This is a genomic window from Chroococcidiopsis sp. [FACHB-1243] (genome assembly GCF_014696895.1).
Classification (GTDB): Bacteria; Cyanobacteriota; Cyanobacteriia; order Cyanobacteriales; family Chroococcidiopsidaceae; genus Chroococcidiopsis.
The window spans coordinates 53,754-70,815 of record NZ_JACJQX010000011.1; the positions used below are offsets into that span (position 1 = coordinate 53,754).

A 17,062-nucleotide genomic window follows, 5' to 3' on the forward strand; every position below is an offset into this window, starting at 1 on the left:
AGAAACAAATACCAATTGATGCCATCGTAGACTTGCGCCGTCGTCTCGACCAACTACCACCGCGTAGTTCATCTCGTCGAGTCTTAGTCCAGGAAATAGCACAACTGTACGGAATTTCCGAAGATACTGTGTATCGGGCGCTACGAGAGCCTAATTGTGTCCGGTCGGTGCGCCGCGTCGATTGTGATGTACCGCGTATTATCCCTAAAGCCAGACTAGAACGCTACTGTGAAATCATTGCGGCAATTAAAATCCGGACCTCCAACCGCAAAGGTCGCCATTTATCTACCGTACAAGCAATCCGGCTATTGGAAGAAGATGGGATTGACACTGCCGACGGTCATGTGACGGTTCCAGTCGGTTTGCTCAAAGCAACCACCGTCAACCGCTACCTCAAAAAGTGGGGCTATGACCGCGATACCTTATTACGACAACCACCTGCCGTTCGCTTCCAAGCGGAGTATAGCAACTCTTGTTGGCATTTTGATTTGAGTCCCAGCGATCTCAAGCACGTCAAAGCGCCTGCTTGGATAGAGCCAGGGCGCGGACATCCCCTATTGATGCTTTACAGTGTTGTGGATGACCGTAGTGGCGTTGCATATCAGGAATACCACGGTGTTTATGGTGAAGATGTAGAAGCAGCATTGCGGTTTATGTTTGCTGCCATGTCGCCTAAATCGAGTCCAGACCTCCCCTTTCAAGGCATTCCTCAAATGCTGTATATGGATAACGGACCGATTGCCCGTAGCTTGGTGTTTCACTCATGTGATGGAATACTTGGGCGTGGAGGTACGCACTCACCTGCCAAATGGAAAAGACGGACGAAGAGTGACGGCTCGTGCCAAGGGTAAAGTAGAGCGCCCATTTCGCACTGTCAAGGAGATGCACGAAACTCTTTACCACCTGCATGAACCAGAGACAGAAGCCGAAGCGAATGCTTGGTTGATGCGGTTTTTGCTGCACTACAATAGCCAACCGCATCGCAGCGAACCCCATTCCCGCAGTGAGGACTGGATAGCTAATCTACCAAAAGTAGGAATCCGGCAAATGTGTAGCTGGGAGCGGTTTTGTACATTTGCACGTTCACCCGAACGCCGCAAGGTTGGGATTGATGCTCGCGTTACGGTTGAAGGAGTGGCTTATGAGGTCGAGCCGGATTTGGCTGGTGAAACTGTAGTTCTTTGGTGGGGATTGTTCGATAACGAACTATACGTAGAACACCTTGAACGTCGCTATGGTCCTTTTCTTCCTGTAGATGGTCCAATTCCCCTACATCGAAGAGCGTAGTTTCAAGAAAACACGAACGCAGAAACGAGCTGACCGAATTGAAGCTTTGGCTAAACAGCTATCTTTGCCACCCAATGCTATTGGTAAGGTAAATCTAGCTGATGAACAACAAAGTCTCCTCGAATTAAAGGTGCAGCCTTTTGTCGATCCCGATCCGTTTCAAGAACTGACTTATCCCACAGTTATTGCGGCAAAACAGGCGATTGCTGAGTATTTGGCACGACCGCTAGCTAAACTTACCCCCGGACAAATAGCTTATATTAACGCAACTTTAGATAGCACTCTAAATAAACAAGTGGTGATGGAAAAAATTCGAGATTTCTTTAATCCCTTGCGAGGTAAGGCTTGAAAACTGGGCAGGCTTCAAAACAAAGCGTAAAGCCTCTATGGTTCATCGAGGGGATAGTAAAGCCTGCCCAGTTTTTCACACGGCTAATTGTTTACCAGGAAGTCACCATGCTGAGTGATGTAATGAATTATTTTGGACTGAAACGAACTTTGGAATATGTAGGTTTTTTTGAGACGGAAGAACAAGCCCATTTATTCAAAGAGCTAAAACCCCTTCTTCGGCAAGGTCGATTAATTGCCATAGCAGGGGTTGTTGGTTGTGGCAAGACGACTACTTTGCAGCGGTTGCAATTAGAATTAGCTTCGGAAAAAGACATAATTATTTCCAAGAGCCTTGCAGTTGACAAAGATAAAGTGACCTTGGGAACTTTAATGGCTGCTTTGTTCTGCGATTTAGCTACAGAAAAAGATGCCAAGCCACCAACCCAACCAGAACAACGCGAACGTAAGCTGTTGGCGTTGATTCAGAAATGCCGTAAACCAGTTGTATTATTGGTGGACGAAGCCCACGACCTTCACAACAGTACGTTAATAAAAATTAAACGCTTGATTGAATTGGTACGCCTCCAGGGTGGCACTCTATCGATATTGTTGGTGGGGCATCCCAAGCTGAAAAATGATTTACGCCGACCATCTTTGGAGGAAATTGGTGCTAGAACAACTGTGTTTAGCCTCGAAGGTATTCGCGGACATCAGACGGAGTTTATTCAGTGGCTTTTAAGTGAATGTATTCACGAAGAATATCTGGTATCCGATCTAGTGACTGATGAAGCAATTGCATTTTTGGCGGAACGATTGACAACCCCGTTACAAATCGAGCATTATTTAAAGCTAGCATTTGAATCTGGGTACAAGGTAGGCACAAAACCAATTACAACCGGAATAATTGAGTCGATTTTAGCTCATGCCATTAACGATCTAGAACCTCGCTTAATTCGGCATGGTTATAATGCCAAAGTGTTAGCAGAATTATTGAATGTGCGGACGGCTGAGGTGAATTCTTTTCTCCACGGTCAATTGCCTCCTGGTCGAACTCAAGATTTGAGAGACCAAATGCTAAAAATGGGAATTCCTGTGTAGAGAGAAATCGAATTTCTACGGGCGAGTTGGATGTGAAAACAGGAAATACCTTATACAGAATTTTTTGCTCTCGAAAGTGTCCAATTTATATATAAATAAATGAATATATATGTCCGGTTAAAAGATTCGTATTTTTTGGACACTTTTGCGGCTATAAATACTGTAACCCTGACTGGAATTGGGTTACAGCTTATTTGCAGTGAATGTGGTTGGATTTGCAGTGAATGTGGTTTGTTTGCAGCGATTGTGGTTTGATTTGCAAATATTGTGGTTTTGAGACCCCCCTTATTTGCAGAGAATGTGGTTTCAAAATCGCCTTGGAAAGCAGTTTCATCTCTCGATGTTTGCAGTTCGCTACAATTATCGCACTCTACCTCACGCAATAATACTTCACCACGCACCAGTTCGGGAAACTGCTGTCGGATTAAAAACAGCCGTCGATAAAACTCGTAAACATCTGGATTATCGTCTGGATTAGGACTATGTTTGGGATCGCCAGCAAATACTTCGGGAATCCCAAACAAAGCATGAACAGCCTCCATTGCCATCAATCGTGGCGTGTAGCCATTGAAGTGATAGAACCAGGAAGTATCGTGATTGCGCGTGAAATAAACGCGGTTGGCTCCTGCTGGCAGAGCGCTCAATACGTTGGCAATATGTGCCTTGTAATGTTGAGCATTAACCTTGCCTGCTGCCATGCGATCGAGCAAAAACTGTCCGGCTTCGGTTTGATTGTCGTGAACTAAGTTGGAGACAGAATAAAAGACGGGTCCAAATATTTCGCTCAACAAGACTGTTTCGGGCTTGACTGCTTGCATGGCAGACAACATTTGTTGCATTAACTCCGGCGAAGCCGAACCACTGCGATAAGCTGGATAAGGAATTTTTGCATCCCAGCTCGCTCCTTTATAGCCTGCGGCATCGACCCGATAACCATCAATGTTATAAGTTTTGAGATCGTGTAGCACTAAATCGACCATATATTGCTGGTATGCAGGACTTGCCCAATCAGTGGAAATACTTCCCCACTCGCGATGGCGTGCTAGGTTTCCCTGCTCGTCACGCACGAACAGATCTGGACGCTCCTGCGGGACTGACGATTTCGGATCGAAGCCGTGAATTACCATGTCAAATAGTACTTTCATGCCAAGAGAGTGAGCCGTGCGAACCAACTGCCGCAGATCGTCTGACGTGCCATAAGACGGCTCGACTTGGTAAAGATCGATTGGTGCGTAGCCACCAACCCAGTGCGGCATGAGGTAGATGGTGTTAAAGCCGATATTACGATAAAAGGATAATTTTTTAGTAATGCCTTTGAAACCCTCTGGAAAGTAGGGAGGATAGACTTCTAACAGCACCATTTCCCGCGCCCATTGTGGAGTATTGGTAGCTAACGGTAGCGTGTGGGCAAGCATTTGTCGATATTGAGCTAGAGCCGCAGGTAACGCTTGAGTCGTTAATTCGACATGGTGAATGTCAGATGTGACAGTATACTGTTCTGGCAAGCGATAGGCACGTAAGTTTTCATGCCAGAAACTCAATTTGCGTCCGTCACCACGAATAGTTGAGTTATACGCCACTTCGCCCGATGTCTCCATCCAACTTGCTAAGGTCATCTGCCTTTGTTTGTTGGTCATCGTTAGAATTCCCAGTCCAGCATCAGGGGCGCGATGCAACTGAATGGATTGGTTAACTAGGTTTTTGTATGGAGTTTGGGGTGCGACATAAGTTTGAGGCAAAAAGGAACCGGGAACATCCACGACACAGAGATCGGGATTTTCAATTCCTACTCCAGGGAGTCCAAAGCGAAAACCTTCTAGCTTTCTGACCTGTTTTGCCAAAGCGCGATCGCTGCTAAAATTTCGGCGTAGTGTTGCCGATCGCGCTAAACTTCCTCGGTCGGGAAAAAGCGTGTAAGCAGCAGTTAATTCAAATTCATCAGAAGAATCTGTTTGATGCGGACGCGGTACAACGCCAAAAGATAAATTCAGCGTCACGCTCTTTCTGAAGCGATCGATCGCCGTTTCATAATGCAATAACTTAGCGCCATGTTGCGCGATCGCCCAATTGCCATCAATCTGAAAATCAATGTTCCGAGCAATGTCTGCTGCCGCAATCAGATTACCTGCAATTCCATCGGCAGCCAAGACCAGCCATTGTCCAGTAGCGCGATCGAATTCTAGTTTGAGCTTGTCATTACCGAAAATAATTCGGTTAGGTTGCTGGCGCAGATAAATATCTCGATACAACACTTGCGATTGTGCTGGTTCTCTCACTAATTTTGTGTTAGTCGCGTCGGCAATTGCAAGACTGGGGGATTGCTCTGCTCGTGTGGAGTTGCCTTGAGTGCTTGGTTCACCTAGTATGAAGCTGAATACAGTACCCAACAATACTATTAAAGCTAGTGCTGACAAAATTAAAATCTTTGCCGCGCTCTGTTTTCCTGCTTTCCTACATCTGCGTTGCCATTGGATAACAGCTCGAATACTATGCCACGGACGCAGGTTGAACTTACTCATTGAGTCAAAGTAAGAACTTCATCGCACAGCATATCACTCTAGCAGTGGCAAGAAAACCCAACGAACGATTGTTATGGTCGATCGCCCAATTCCCAAGCCGCTTGAAAGAAATCTCGTTCGCACAACATAGCATAGCGATAAGTTTTTTGTACAATATCGGAGTTGCTCGTGTAGCGATCGCTCAATTTTTCGAGTTGTTGCGCTAGCTGTTCAAATTCTGGGCTGTTGTAGGTACGAATCCAATCGCTGTATTGATGTGTGAGAATACCCTTAGTTGCCAACTTCTGTCCCAAATAAGCATAAAGTCTCATACAAGGTGACATTGCCACAGCGGTTAACCCCACATCTTGACTCCAAGCAGTAGCCGACAAAAAATCGATATAGCGACGAGTGGCTGTACCTGGTTCGACAGAATTAATATTGACTCCCCATGTGGCTGCATACCCTGCATGAAGCTGAAGTTCTTGCAGTACGCCTCCAGCTAAGCCGTGAAACAAATGAAATCCTTCCCAATCTGGTGCTTTAGCAGCAGCAATACTGTAGGCACGGGCAAAGGCTTCAAGGAAAAATGCATCTTGCCCGACATAGTAAGCAAACTTTTCTCGCTCCAAGGTTCCATCAGCTATACCCTGGACAAATGGATGATTTAGACAAGCTTGAGCTAAATCTTGATTAGTTTGCCACAATTTGCTGGATAGAGACATATGGGTAAGTCGTAAGTCGTAAGTCGTAAGTCGGAATTAACTGCTCGTGCGCTCGTGCGCTCGTGCGCTCCCTACTCCCTCTTAGTTAGGCTATAACAAAAACCTTAATAAAACTGAAGTTACGCCACCAAGGAAGTTAAAGAAATTGGGTTTGCTCTTAGGTGTTTCTGTTTGCGGTGCTTGCAGTTGGTTTACAAAGGCTTGGGCGGTGTCATAGCCTTCATTATTTCTCTGCCGTAAAAATAACCATTTGGCGCGTTGAGCATCCTGCATCGCTCCCGGTCGGTCTAGCAGCTGGTAGCGAGCAATACCTCGCGCCATGTAAGCTGGGGCGTATTTGTCGTTTAAGCTAAGAGCTTGATTGAAATAGCCAATTGCGCCTTTGGGGTCGCCTTTTTGTCCTTGAGTAATGCCCCAACGATAAAACTCTTCAGGCTTTGCTGCTTGGGTAGGAATAGCGATCGCCCCCTGCAAGCTAGTACCGCTAAGATTAGCTGTCTTCAAGTCTACATTAGCTAAATAGGCATCGCGCAGATCGGCTCCACTCAAATCTGTTTGCTCCAACTTAGCACCACTCAGATTTGCGCCATACAGAGAAGCACCACTAAGGTTTGCACCGCTTAAGTCAGCCTCGCTCAAATTCGCCCGACTCAAATTAGCACCACTTAAATTCGCCCCCCGCAGATTCGCCTGACTTAAATTAGCTAAGACCAGACCCTCACCACTAAGATCGCATCCTTCGCACTGTTTTGTTGCCAGAAGTTGTCTAGTATGTTCCAGATCTCCAGCACGAACCGGAGGCGCAAGCTGCAAAGCAGTCAAAACAGTAGTGATGACGATGAGTTGAGTTTTCATAGGTGAGGATAGAGTCAATTGCTAGGCGATCGCAGATGGACAATACATCTTAACCCAGAATTTTTCGAGAGTCGGTACGGGCGCACAGCTGTGCGCCCGTACAAGAGTCGGGAAGGGGGACAAGGGGGACAAGGGAGAATAGCAACCAATAGCCATCAACCATTAACCGTCAACCAACAACTAACCCTTTTTCAAAGTTTTCAAACTCAGCGTATAACAGCCCAGTCTACCTGGAATGCGCTGCCATCGTCCTTGGGTTGCTCCTCCCCAGAGGGTTTTTCCAATCCGGTCTTTAGCTTTGACTAAGGCGCGTCCGTCAATGTCATCACCATATAGCACTTTGGCAACTTTCTCAGTGGTAATCACTTCACCAGGATACTCGTTCACCACCACTTCTACAGCCGCAGTCAGACTGAGATGATTGTAGCGAGGCAGCATCTCATCGCTTTTACCACGCCGCGACGGTCGCCGACGAGAACTCATGGGTAAGCGGGAGGTGTTAGTAGTGGCAGATTCGGAATCTGCTGTAGGTTCTACTAGGCTCAACTTGTAGGTATAGCAAGCTGCTTGATCTGGAACTTTTTCCCAAATCCCTTTATCCATACCTTGTCCGAGGGTATCATAGATCCTGGGTTTTTCTGCTTTGACCGCTTCTGCATCCATGTCACCATACAATGACCAGATGATATACTCCACAGTTAGAATCTTGCCCTGGTTTTCCCGCAACAGCTTTTCCACTGCTTGAATTTTCGTCAGATTTTGATATTCTGCTCTCATTGGAGTTTTAATAGCTGAGGGAGATCTGGCAGTATCCTCGCTTGTCTCTTCTACCTCCAGAGGTGTTTCGGCAACTTCTGGTTGGGGCTGTGGTGGGGTAAGTTCGGCTTCTGTTTGGGGCTGTGGTGGGGTAAGGTCGGCTTCTAGTTGGGGCTGTGGTGGGGTAAGGTCGGCTTCTGTTTGGGGCTGTGGTGGGGTAAGGTCGGCTTCTAGTTGGGGCTGTGGTGGGGTAAGGTCGGATAGAGGCTGGGAGAATGATTCGGGTTCGGGTGCAGTTATACCAGATAGGGTTTGCCGTGGCTGTTCTTCAAAAGCAGTCGTTGGCAGCTCAAATGCATGTTGCATTGGAGGTAAGCTCACTTGGTCTGCGAGGAGAGCATTAACGTGAGTTATTTGTTCTCTGGCATGGGCTGCTTGGCGTTGGTTCGCTTCTAGTTGAGCATGACATTGCGATCGCATATCGACTAGGCTTTGTACAAACTGTTGATTTTCTACCAACTGTGCTACTAGTAACCCGTTGACATGCGACAATTGCTCTTTGAAGCGAGCTACCTGTTTCTCAGACTCTACGAGCTGGGTGTGGTAAAGCTCTTTCAGAGCAATTAAGTTTTCGATTAAGTGTTGAAGTTGTCTATGAAGAGGCATTTTTTTCAGTATTAAACTCCTTTCTAGTTAGCATATTGGATACACCATAGCTAGGTTTTGTTTGTCATGCCATCCAAAAAGGTTTTTGTTCGAGAGTACACAGTCCGCGCCCACGAACGTACAATTCATACTCGGTTATATAAATTCATCTGCCAGCAATGCAGTCAACCCACGGAACGGGAGAGTTATGGTCCTAGACCTCTGTATTGTGAAACTTGCCGTCCTCCCATGTCTCGTATGGTGGAAGACCCGAAATACAAAAAGAAAAAACCCAGACCCGTACTGGTTAAGCAGGCAAAAAAAGCTCGGGCTAGGTAGTCATTTGTCATACCCTTCGGGAAGGGCTATTCTTCGAGAAGCCACCCTTCGGGTGTCTACGCCCTACGTCATTTGTCATTTGTCATTTGTACTGATAGAGAACTGGTGCTACTAGACGATCGAGAAATCCTGATAGGATCGGCGATCGTCCGCAGATAGGAGACAGAAGGTAAGAGTAAAAGAACTTAGTAATTGATAACTAATTTCTCTCATCTCTCACCTTTCACCTCTGATGACTAATGACCAATGACTGACTATGATTCGACTTTTACTCCACGCCAGAAGGCAATGTAACCCTCAATATTTTTTGCCTTCTCTTTAGCTGTGGGATAGTACCAAGCAGCATCTTTGTTGACTTGTCCGTCAACGACAATGTTGTAGTAACTGGCAGTTCCTTTCCAAGGGCAAGTCGTATGGGTGGAAGATTCTTGAAAATACTGCTTGTCGATCGCATCGAGAGGGAAGTAGTGGTTGCCCTCAACGATCTCTGTTTTGGAGCTTTCAGCTAATACAGCTCCATTCCAAGTTGCTTTCGCCATAGTTAATTATTTTGCTTCAATTCACAAACTATTCAGATATCATTATGACTCTATCAAGAGCAGGGAGCAGGGAGCAGTTACTTACGGCTTACGATTTACGACTTACGACTTACGACTTACAACTCAATCCTCTTCGTCATCGAAATAAAAAGGGGGTGATTTGAGACGATTTTCTTCTGGGATGACTGTATCGTTGTCGAAGCCGCTATCTGAATTATTGTTGAAGTATGTGGGTAATGGCTGCCTCGGTTCTGCTGGGAGGCGATCGCGACTATGGCGATTAGGGGTGCTACGGGTGAAATTTTTCCAGGCTGCTTTTACACCTGTGAAGACGCTGCGAGTATTCACCTCAACGCTTCTTGCTTGTTCCTTGGCTCGATCTAAACTGCGATCGACTTGTTTGGCAATTTGTGCCGCACTTTTTATCCCATCGCTCACATCATCGGTCAAATCGCTAATTTCTAACCCTGTCAAGCGAATGGCTTCTAAAGTTGGAGGCAAATCTCGTTTGAGCGTATCAAAAAGTTTCTCGGCACTGCGAGCTGCCCGTGCTAATTCGTGAAAAGCTGGCACGGCTGCCACCAAAACTGCTGTGAGGCTAATAGCAACTAGCAGTAGTGACAGTCCGAGCCAAAACAGCGGATCGATCGCAGTGGCACTACGGGCGATCTGTATAAGCAGTACGGGAATCGGAAGTAATCTCATTATTTTGCCGTTTGATGGCTTGACGCTCTTGCTGACTGGCTTCTACCCCAGCCGCGATCGCCTCTCGCAATCGTTCTAATGTATCATCCCAACTACGTAATGCCGATCCTGAAAGACGGTCTGCCTGGAGTTGCACGCTAGTTGATAAATCTTCTGCTAGTTCTGGGATAGCATTAGCAGATTTTTTCAACAATTGTCGCGCTTCTCGTCCGCTACGTGGGGCGATTAACATTCCAGTTAAAGTGCCGACGGCAGCACCTAATAAAAAACCGCCGATAAAGACTCCTGAACGGTTGTTAGGCATATATGAGGTTTTCACTCTACACTCATTGTAAGGTCAGTTGTCAGTTATCAGTTGTCAGTTGTCGGTGAAGAAAGGGAGCAGGGGGAACAGAGCAGAGGAAGCAGGGGAGCAGAGGGGCAGAGGAGATTCAACAATTTCCGACTTACGACTTACGACTTACGACCTACGACTTACCAATTCTCCTTTAGAGGAAAGAAATGCCCGACAGGTCCTTGTCCTTTGCCAATGTTGAGGGCGTGTTTCAAGGCTGTGGTAACGTATTCTTTTGCTTGTCGTACAGCTATCAATGGCTCTTTCCCCAAAGCGAGATTGGCGGCGATCGCGGCGGCTAGGGTACAACCCGTACCGTGAGTGTTCTTTGTATCGACTTGGGTTGTCGTGATGATCTCCAAGCGATCGCCATCAAACCAAATATCAACGCCGCGCGCCTCTCCTAACATTCCTCCACCCTTGACTAACACAGCCTTTGCTCCCGTCCTGCGAAAAATGTCCTCAGCCGCAGCTTTCATGTCATCTAAGCTATGAATTTCTTTCCCACTTAAGATCTGCGCTTCGTAACGGTTAGGGGTGACTATAGTTGCTAGAGGGATGAGTTGCGATCGCAAGCTTGTTACTGCTGCATCGTCTATTAACTGCACTCCCGTGCGCGACACCATCACGGGATCGACAACCAATTTATCTATACTTAAGCTCTCAACTTGCTGGGATACAGCTGTAATAATTTCCCGGTTGAGCAACATCCCGGTTTTTACACCTTGAACCCCGATATCCTCAACCACCGCTTGAATTTGAGCAACAACAGCAGCAGCAGGTAAAGCATCAACTCGCATAACACCCAAAGTATTTTGAGCCGTGATACAAGTAATCGCACTTGTACCGTGTACGCAATGGAAGGCGAAAGTTTTCAGATCTGCTTGAATTCCAGCCCCGCCGCCGCTATCCGATCCCGCAATTGTCATTGCTACGTTTGTCATTTGTCATTTGTCATTCGTTGTTGGTTGTTGGTTGTCGTCACTATTCACTGCTCCCTGCTTCCTTTCTTCATCCTATAGACTTCTGGTAATTTCCACCAAGGAACTTGGGGATATTCGTGATGTTCTTCGTGATATCCAAAGTGGTAGCAAGCAAGAAACGACCAGAAAGGCACTATATGAGTTGATTGGGCGCGATGAATATTTTCGTAGCCTGCTCTTGGTTCTCTGTGAGTTAAGAACGTACCAAAGTAAAACAACTGTACCGAACTGAGAATTGCTGGTAACGCCCAAAATAAAATGAGGTGGACTCTAGATATATTTAATAATACATTTGCACCATGAAAAAGGAGTGTTAATCCAATGATTTGTCGCCAACTCCAATAGTTTCCAATAAAATACAAGTACCAGGCAAAAAAGTTTTTCTGCTTGCCGTTGTGAAAATCGGGATCGAGTTGACTGGCTGGATGTCGGTGATGCGCCCAGTGTTTTTGTAGCAATCGACTATAAAGAAATAAAGCATATAAATTAACTGCTAATCTACCAAACCAGCGATTTATTTGGAGATGATTTGGAGCGACTAGTCCATGCATGGCATCATGGGCTGTAATAAATAAGCCTGTATACAAAAATGTTTGCCAAACTATTGCTAATAGAATTCCCCAGATTCCCAGTTTTTCTAGATGACTTGAGAGGAGAAGGCATAAGCTAACTATCCAAGTCACGATAATCGTTAAGGCAATTACAATCCCCTTATATGTATATGAATAACTAATATTCAATCGCGTTTCACTTTGGTTTAAAGCACTTTGTTGTAAGGGGTTCGGAATTGATGCAACCATGTCAGAGTAGAATCCTTAGCAAACGTAGAAGTAGACAAGCCAAACTCGAGGACATTTTAAGCAAACCTCCCTTATCATATACGAGTTTGTTAATTTTTGTTAAACATCCAAAGATAGATGTGTTTTCAGTAGATATAAAATAGCTCTTTAGTTAGATTTGAAATATTTATTCGTGCAGCAAGGTCTGTCTGAATTAAAGAGAAATTCAGACAATGCAAAGCTTTTACTATTGCAATTCAAATGAGAATAAAAAAAATTCTCATCTAACTCGCGATAGATTGCTTGATGGTAAAAAGCTTTACGAACAAAGACATAGAAGGTAGAGAGGCGCGTTAGAAAATTTTAAGAAAAACTTTATGTGTTATCGGAGTGAAACTTTAAAGATAATTTATTGCGATCGCGTCAAGAAGAATAAAATTAGTTGAGTAATTATTAACTTGATTTTTAGGTATTTTTATAAATCTTCTTCATGGTAGGGTGCGTGACTAACGCACCCTTTTTGATACTAACCTGCCATCAATCCCACTGGACAAGCAACGTTCGTACCCCCTAAACCACAATACCCGCCAGGATTCTTTGCCAGATATTGCTGATGATATTCCTCTGCCCAATAAAATTCGGGAGCATCAATAATTTCAGTAGTTATCTTGCCATATCCTGCCTGAGTCAAGGCTTGCTGATAGGCATCTCGCGCTGCTATTGCTAATTGTTTCTGTTCTTCAGAGTAGACGTAAACTCCCGAACGGTATTGGGTTCCGACATCGTTTCCTTGTCGCATACCCTGAGTTGGGTCGTGGTTTTCCCAGAAAACTTTCAGCAATTGTTCGTAACTAATGACTTTGGGATCGTAGACGACAAACACAACTTCATTGTGACCTGTCATCCCCGAACAAACTTCTTTATAAGTGGGGTTGGGCGTATAGCCAGCCGCGTAGCCAACAGCAGTGATAAAAACGCCATCTAACTGCCAAAACTTGCGTTCTGCACCCCAGAAACAGCCCATACCGAACATTGCTGTCTCCATACCAGCAGGATATGGCGGCTTGAGAGGATTTCCATTTGTGTAGTGAGTCTGAGGTACGGGCATTGCTTGCGACCGTCCGGGTAAAGCCTCCTGGGGAGAAGGCATAGCGATTTTTTTACCAAATCCGAATATCATTATTGTTTTCCTAACTCTCAATCTCTAAACAACAGCTTTACCTTACTTAACATTGTAGAGATTTTAGTGAGTAACAACACGATCGCCGAGAAAAGCAATCAGCAAAAAAACAAGAAGAATGAAATAACAAAGTGGTTTAAGTAAATCGACTTTGTTGCAATAGTCTTGATAAGATCGTTCCAATCCGGTTGGTCGAAAACAATCACAGGTAATGCAGCAAGAACAAAGCGATCGCGTATTAACAGCCCTGCAAGAGTTTTTCACTACACCTCTAGCAACCAAACTAAGCAAGTATCAACAAGTTTCTCCTCAAGCTGCTGCCTTAGAGTTATTTCGCGATGTGGCTGCAACTGTACCAGCCTACAAAACTTTTTTGACGGCACGGGGAATCGAGCCAACAGCAATTCAAACTGTGGCAGACTTTCAACAACTGCCGCTACTGACAAAAGACAACTACCTACGTTGTCATTCCCTGCCAAATTTTTGTCGGCACGGACAACTAGAAAGATGCGATATGGTAGCAGCATCATCGGGTTCTACGGGGAAACCAACGTATTGGTTGCGCTACCTGACTGACGAACTGCAAATTGCCACGCGCTTTGAACAAATATTTCACGATAGCTTTTCTGCTGATACCCGCCCCACTCTAGCTGTTGTCTGTTTTACGTTGGGAACTTGGGTAGGTGGGATGTTTACAACTGATTGCTGTCGCCACTTGGCAAGTAAGGGTTATCCCATCACTGTTGTAACTCCAGGGAATAACAAAACAGAAATCTGCCGTGTCGTGCAAGAACTGGGTAGTTTATTCGAGCAAGTAGTATTGCTGGGATATCCGCCCTTTCTCAAAGATGTCATTGATACTGGCAAAGCTAACGGCATAGAGTGGCAGCGCTACCAAATCAAATTAGTCCTAGCAGGAGAAGTCTTCAGCGAAGAGTGGCGGAGTTTAGTAGGGGAGCGAGTGGGAGCAAACAATCCCTGCTATGATTCTGCTTCACTCTACGGTACGGCTGATGCTGGCGTGTTAGGAAATGAAACGCCTTTGAGTATCTGCATCCGCCGATTTTTAGCAGCTCATCCAGAAGTAGCCCGTAGCTTATTTGGAGAATCGCGCTTACCTACCTTAGTACAATACGACCCGCTCAGCCGCTTTTTTGAAGTGCAAGACGGCACGCTACTGTTTTCGGGCGATAATGGCATTCCCCTCGTGCGATATCACATTGCCGATACAGGTGGAATTATTACTTACGATGCCATGCTGGAATTTTTGCGATCGCACGGATTCGACCCGATCGTCACTTTACAGCAACAAGGAACGGGAGGCATCCATGCTCTACCTTTCGTCTACGTGTTTGGGCGTTCTAACTTTATTCTTTCTTACTTTGGCGCAAATATCTATCCCGAAAATGTCATCGTTGGCTTAGAACAACCGCAGATTCGAGAATGGGTGACGGGTAAATTCGTGATGGAAGTGAAGGAAGATGCCGATCGAAACCGTTTCTTCTCTATAGTGGTAGAGTTAGCACCAGGGGTAGAGGGAAATGAAGCAAAGAGAAATGCGATCGCCACCTCAATTCACGCGCAATTGCTCCGACTCAACAGCGAATTTGCCAATTACGTTCCCCCTGAATATCAAATCCCCCAAATCTCCCTTGCCCCCACGGAAGATCCAGAGTACTTCCCCGTAGGAGTCAAGCATCGATATACAAGATGAAGTTGTAAGTCGTAGGTCGTAAGTCGTAAGTCGTAAGTCGTAAGTCGGAAATTGTTGAATCTCCTCTGCCCCTCTGCTCCCCTGCTTCCTCTGCTCTGTTCCCCCTGCTCCCTGCTTTCTAATAACTGATAAATATTACAAATTAGCTGTGAAAGTAGCAAAATCTGGCTAAACTGGTGGCGAATATTTCTTTTGACGGCGCTAACCATGCGATCTAGCTCCAGCTCTGCTCATCATCATCCAACAAATTCTCCTAACTATATGCCCTCTGTGCCACTTTCGGTCTATCGGGAATTGGCATTGGAGTTGCAAGCTACCCAGGAGACAATTGACGCTCTCAAGTCGCAAAATCAGCAGCTAGCCAGACAAAATCAACACCTCCGCCAAGAAATTGAAAAAGTCGTACAGCACGTTTCCTATCTACAACAAGTGGTTGATACGACTGTGGCGAACCAAATAGAAAACGATCGCCCCGAACGAGAGGATCGAGTCAAACCAAAGCGCCCGCCGTCTGGTCGTGCCGGACACCAAGGTGGTGTGACAATGAAAACTGGCGGCGGACATGCTTCAGAATTTGTAGCAGTTGAAGCAGTGGAAGCAGATAATCACCATCACCGTTCCCAATCGGACGCTACTCGAATGAATGGCTGGGGATTGGCGATCGCAGTTTCAATCGTAGTTGTGACAGCATTTAGTACTGGATTTCTCCTGGTTCGCCCTCTAACATCCAATCGTTGAGCGATCGCACTGACTGCCTTCTTCTAAAAAATGTATTAATCAATACGATACTTCACAAGAGGGAATGATACTACAAATAAGTTCCAGCTATTGCATTTGGGATCGATCGAGTGTAGAAAAACAGGATGGAGGCAATCTACGCAGTAATTCAAACAGTGCGATCGCACTCAAACTAAGAGATAATTTTCATTTGGTGAATCACAGCAGTAAAACACACCAATATAAAACGATAAACAAACGGGAGTGAGAAAATTGAAAAAGGTAGAAGCAATTATCCGACCCTTTAAACTCGATGAAGTGAAAATTGCCCTCGTTAATGCTGGTATTGTGGGCATGACGGTTTCAGAAGTCCGAGGCTTTGGACGACAAAAAGGACAAACAGAACGCTATCGCGGTTCCGAGTACACGGTAGAGTTTCTGCAAAAACTCAAAGTAGAGATCGTCATCGAAGACGCACAGGTAGACATGGTAGTAGACAAAATCATCGCCGCCGCCCGTACTGGAGAGATTGGCGATGGCAAGATCTTTATCAGCCCTGTAGAAGAAGTTGTCCGCATTCGGACAGGTGAAAAGAATCTGGAGGCAGTTTAGGCTAGTTATCAGTGACTAGTGACTAGTGGAACCAGTGACAAGAATTGAGTCAGCCGCTAGTCACTATCCACGCATCACTTCTTGCAACTGGGGAATCAGGGCTTGAAAGGCTCGTCCGCGATGGCTGATTTCGTGTTTCAGTTGGGGTGGCATTTCGGCAAATGTCATTTGCCGATCGGGAACGTAGAAAATCGGATCGTAGCCAAAGCCTCCTATCCCCCGTGGTGCAGTCAAAATTTCACCGCGACAAATGCCTTCGGCTTGCAGGACGATCGCGCCATCGGGACGGGCGATCGCGATCGCGCAGACAAATTGCGCCTGTCTATTTGTCGCGTCTCCTAATTCCTGTAAAACCCGTTCGATCCTCTCTGCATCGGTTTTAGCATAACGGGCAGAGTAGATCCCAGGAGCGCCACCTAAAGCATCGACTTGTAAACCAGAATCGTCAGCGATCGCCCATTTTCCAGTTGCTTTTGCTACCTGAGAAGCTTTTAAGCAAGCGTTGGCGACAAAAGTAGCCCCCGTTTCTTCAACTTCCAAATCCGGCGGTTTGAGGGTCAATTCCCAGTCTAAATCGGTCAGGTAAGCTTGCATTTCCTTTAACTTACCTGGATTGCCAGTTGCAACTACTAGGGATTTTAAATTTTGGATTTTGGATTTTGGATTCATTTACTTTTATCCGTCTATAGCCTACGGCGAGCTATGTATTGACCGTGGACGTTGACGCAATAAGGCATTATGTAAGTCAGCAGTCCAGATATCCAGCGTTCTCGATCCATTTCTCCACGTAGCAATGCTCCACCATGATTAATCGTAAACAAGATCGTGCCTACAAATAGAGCGGTTTTCAAACCTGGAAAGACAAATTCTCGCTTGAACAAACTGCGGAGGTATCCTGCGATCGCTTTCATGGAAAAGTAACGAAGACCAGCCAAGGAATTTTAAATTGAAGAATCAAGAGTCAAG

18 protein-coding genes and 1 pseudogene are annotated in these 17,062 nt (G+C 45.7%); 6 read left to right on the forward strand and 13 right to left on the reverse strand.

The genetic code is table 11. The annotated features are described in order from the left end of the window. Window positions 1–8: 8 nt before the first annotated feature. Both H6G17_RS10235 and H6G17_RS10240 read left to right on the forward strand, forming a co-directional pair. Window positions 9–1,636 (forward strand): annotated as a pseudogene (locus H6G17_RS10235) (IS481 family transposase). Between the two features lie 107 nt (window positions 1,637–1,743). Next, the gene (locus H6G17_RS10240; protein ID WP_106170751.1) at window positions 1,744–2,715 is read left to right on the forward strand and encodes an AAA family ATPase; all 972 of its coding nucleotides are present in this window, start codon (window positions 1,744–1,746) and stop codon (window positions 2,713–2,715) included. 50 nt (window positions 2,716–2,765) lie between these two features. On the opposite strand, the gene H6G17_RS10245 is transcribed toward H6G17_RS10240, so the two are convergent. The 5 genes from H6G17_RS10245 to H6G17_RS10260 all read right to left on the reverse strand — a co-directional run bounded on the left by H6G17_RS10245 (window position 2,766) and on the right by H6G17_RS10260 (window position 8,215). Further along, window positions 2,766–5,234: an alpha-amylase family glycosyl hydrolase gene (locus tag H6G17_RS10245; RefSeq protein WP_192156753.1), complete on the reverse strand. Its 2,469-nt coding sequence runs from the start codon at window positions 5,232–5,234 to the stop codon at window positions 2,766–2,768. 71 nt (window positions 5,235–5,305) lie between these two features. Beyond that, entirely contained in the window at window positions 5,306–5,938 is a 633-nt protein-coding gene (locus H6G17_RS10250; protein ID WP_192156754.1) for a TenA family protein, read from the reverse strand. A 90-nt stretch (window positions 5,939–6,028) separates the two neighbouring features. Further along, window positions 6,029–6,793 (reverse strand): pentapeptide repeat-containing protein, encoded by a 765-nt coding sequence (locus H6G17_RS10255; protein ID WP_192156755.1) that lies wholly within the window; start codon window positions 6,791–6,793, stop codon window positions 6,029–6,031. 21 nt (window positions 6,794–6,814) lie between these two features. Continuing rightward, complete coding sequence (locus tag H6G17_RS34010; RefSeq protein WP_277875969.1) at window positions 6,815–6,949, reverse strand: hypothetical protein; 135 nt, start codon at window positions 6,947–6,949, stop codon at window positions 6,815–6,817. A gap of 24 nt (window positions 6,950–6,973) precedes the next feature. Beyond that, window positions 6,974–8,215 carry a hypothetical protein gene (locus tag H6G17_RS10260; protein ID WP_192156757.1) on the reverse strand — a complete coding sequence of 414 codons (1,242 nt, stop codon included), beginning with the start codon at window positions 8,213–8,215 and terminating at the stop codon, window positions 6,974–6,976. 66 nt (window positions 8,216–8,281) lie between these two features. On the opposite strand from H6G17_RS10260, the gene H6G17_RS10265 reads away from it, so the two are divergent. Beyond that, on the forward strand, window positions 8,282–8,533 hold the full coding sequence (locus H6G17_RS10265; RefSeq protein ID WP_015154855.1) for a hypothetical protein: 252 nt from the start codon (window positions 8,282–8,284) through the stop codon (window positions 8,531–8,533). A gap of 254 nt (window positions 8,534–8,787) precedes the next feature. Here H6G17_RS10265 and H6G17_RS10270 read toward each other — a convergent pair whose 3' ends face one another. From H6G17_RS10270 to msrA, 6 genes are all read right to left on the reverse strand, one after another. Beyond that, entirely contained in the window at window positions 8,788–9,072 is a 285-nt protein-coding gene (locus tag H6G17_RS10270) for a DUF427 domain-containing protein (protein WP_192156759.1), read from the reverse strand. Window positions 9,073–9,195: 123 nt separating this feature from the next. Then, window positions 9,196–9,777, reverse strand: a complete 582-nt coding sequence (locus H6G17_RS10275; RefSeq protein WP_192156761.1) for a DUF948 domain-containing protein — start codon at window positions 9,775–9,777, stop codon at window positions 9,196–9,198. Further along, on the reverse strand, window positions 9,731–10,081 hold the full coding sequence (locus tag H6G17_RS10280; RefSeq protein ID WP_039716885.1) for a YtxH domain-containing protein: 351 nt from the start codon (window positions 10,079–10,081) through the stop codon (window positions 9,731–9,733). Before H6G17_RS10280 ends, H6G17_RS10275 begins: the two co-directional genes overlap by 47 nt. Before the next feature lie 170 nt (window positions 10,082–10,251). After that, window positions 10,252–11,055 carry a bifunctional hydroxymethylpyrimidine kinase/phosphomethylpyrimidine kinase gene (gene thiD / locus H6G17_RS10285; RefSeq protein WP_242038327.1) on the reverse strand — a complete coding sequence of 268 codons (804 nt, stop codon included), beginning with the start codon at window positions 11,053–11,055 and terminating at the stop codon, window positions 10,252–10,254. Window positions 11,056–11,099: 44 nt separating this feature from the next. Next, window positions 11,100–11,894, reverse strand: a complete 795-nt coding sequence (gene crtW, locus H6G17_RS10290; protein WP_192156763.1) for a beta-carotene ketolase CrtW — start codon at window positions 11,892–11,894, stop codon at window positions 11,100–11,102. A 505-nt stretch (window positions 11,895–12,399) separates the two neighbouring features. Then, window positions 12,400–13,056, reverse strand: a complete 657-nt coding sequence (msrA, locus tag H6G17_RS10295) for a peptide-methionine (S)-S-oxide reductase MsrA (RefSeq protein WP_192156918.1) — start codon at window positions 13,054–13,056, stop codon at window positions 12,400–12,402. A 208-nt stretch (window positions 13,057–13,264) separates the two neighbouring features. Here msrA and H6G17_RS10300 point away from each other — a divergent pair, with 208 nt between their 5' ends. The 3 genes from H6G17_RS10300 (at window position 13,265) to H6G17_RS10310 (ending at window position 16,096) form a co-directional block, all read left to right on the forward strand. Then, a complete protein-coding gene (locus H6G17_RS10300; protein ID WP_192156765.1) occupies window positions 13,265–14,767 on the forward strand; it encodes a phenylacetate--CoA ligase family protein in 1,503 nt (500 codons plus the stop codon). Window positions 14,768–15,028: 261 nt separating this feature from the next. Continuing rightward, window positions 15,029–15,505, forward strand: a complete 477-nt coding sequence (locus H6G17_RS10305; protein ID WP_206757153.1) for a hypothetical protein — start codon at window positions 15,029–15,031, stop codon at window positions 15,503–15,505. Window positions 15,506–15,757: 252 nt separating this feature from the next. Continuing rightward, the gene (locus H6G17_RS10310) at window positions 15,758–16,096 is read left to right on the forward strand and encodes a P-II family nitrogen regulator (protein ID WP_039717719.1); all 339 of its coding nucleotides are present in this window, start codon (window positions 15,758–15,760) and stop codon (window positions 16,094–16,096) included. Window positions 16,097–16,159: 63 nt separating this feature from the next. Here the strand turns inward: H6G17_RS10310 and rdgB are convergent, their stop codons facing one another. Next, on the reverse strand, window positions 16,160–16,765 hold the full coding sequence (gene rdgB / locus H6G17_RS10315; RefSeq protein WP_192156773.1) for an RdgB/HAM1 family non-canonical purine NTP pyrophosphatase: 606 nt from the start codon (window positions 16,763–16,765) through the stop codon (window positions 16,160–16,162). Between the two features lie 14 nt (window positions 16,766–16,779). Continuing rightward, window positions 16,780–17,007, reverse strand: coding sequence for a nitrate/nitrite transporter NrtS (gene nrtS / locus H6G17_RS10320; RefSeq protein WP_106544174.1), 228 nt, complete (start codon window positions 17,005–17,007; stop codon window positions 16,780–16,782). Between the last annotated feature and the right edge of the window lie 55 nt (window positions 17,008–17,062).

Coding starts and splice junctions, on each gene's coding strand:
- H6G17_RS10245 (WP_192156753.1), bottom strand. CDS start 5,234: ATGAGTAAGTTCAACCTGCGTCCGTGGCATAGTATTCGAGCTGTTATC.
- H6G17_RS10300 (WP_192156765.1), top strand. CDS start 13,265: ATGCAGCAAGAACAAAGCGATCGCGTATTAACAGCCCTGCAAGAGTTT.
- H6G17_RS10305 (WP_206757153.1), top strand. CDS start 15,029: ATGCCCTCTGTGCCACTTTCGGTCTATCGGGAATTGGCATTGGAGTTG.
- rdgB (WP_192156773.1), bottom strand. CDS start 16,765: ATGAATCCAAAATCCAAAATCCAAAATTTAAAATCCCTAGTAGTTGCA.
- thiD (WP_242038327.1), bottom strand. CDS start 11,055: ATGACAAACGTAGCAATGACAATTGCGGGATCGGATAGCGGCGGCGGG.
- H6G17_RS10275 (WP_192156761.1), bottom strand. CDS start 9,777: ATGAGATTACTTCCGATTCCCGTACTGCTTATACAGATCGCCCGTAGT.
- H6G17_RS10240 (WP_106170751.1), top strand. CDS start 1,744: ATGCTGAGTGATGTAATGAATTATTTTGGACTGAAACGAACTTTGGAA.
- H6G17_RS10250 (WP_192156754.1), bottom strand. CDS start 5,938: ATGTCTCTATCCAGCAAATTGTGGCAAACTAATCAAGATTTAGCTCAA.
- H6G17_RS10265 (WP_015154855.1), top strand. CDS start 8,282: ATGCCATCCAAAAAGGTTTTTGTTCGAGAGTACACAGTCCGCGCCCAC.
- H6G17_RS10270 (WP_192156759.1), bottom strand. CDS start 9,072: ATGGCGAAAGCAACTTGGAATGGAGCTGTATTAGCTGAAAGCTCCAAA.
- nrtS (WP_106544174.1), bottom strand. CDS start 17,007: ATGAAAGCGATCGCAGGATACCTCCGCAGTTTGTTCAAGCGAGAATTT.
- H6G17_RS10280 (WP_039716885.1), bottom strand. CDS start 10,081: ATGCCTAACAACCGTTCAGGAGTCTTTATCGGCGGTTTTTTATTAGGT.
- H6G17_RS10255 (WP_192156755.1), bottom strand. CDS start 6,793: ATGAAAACTCAACTCATCGTCATCACTACTGTTTTGACTGCTTTGCAG.
- crtW (WP_192156763.1), bottom strand. CDS start 11,894: ATGGTTGCATCAATTCCGAACCCCTTACAACAAAGTGCTTTAAACCAA.
- H6G17_RS10260 (WP_192156757.1), bottom strand. CDS start 8,215: ATGCCTCTTCATAGACAACTTCAACACTTAATCGAAAACTTAATTGCT.
- H6G17_RS34010 (WP_277875969.1), bottom strand. CDS start 6,949: ATGGCTATTGGTTGCTATTCTCCCTTGTCCCCCTTGTCCCCCTTCCCG.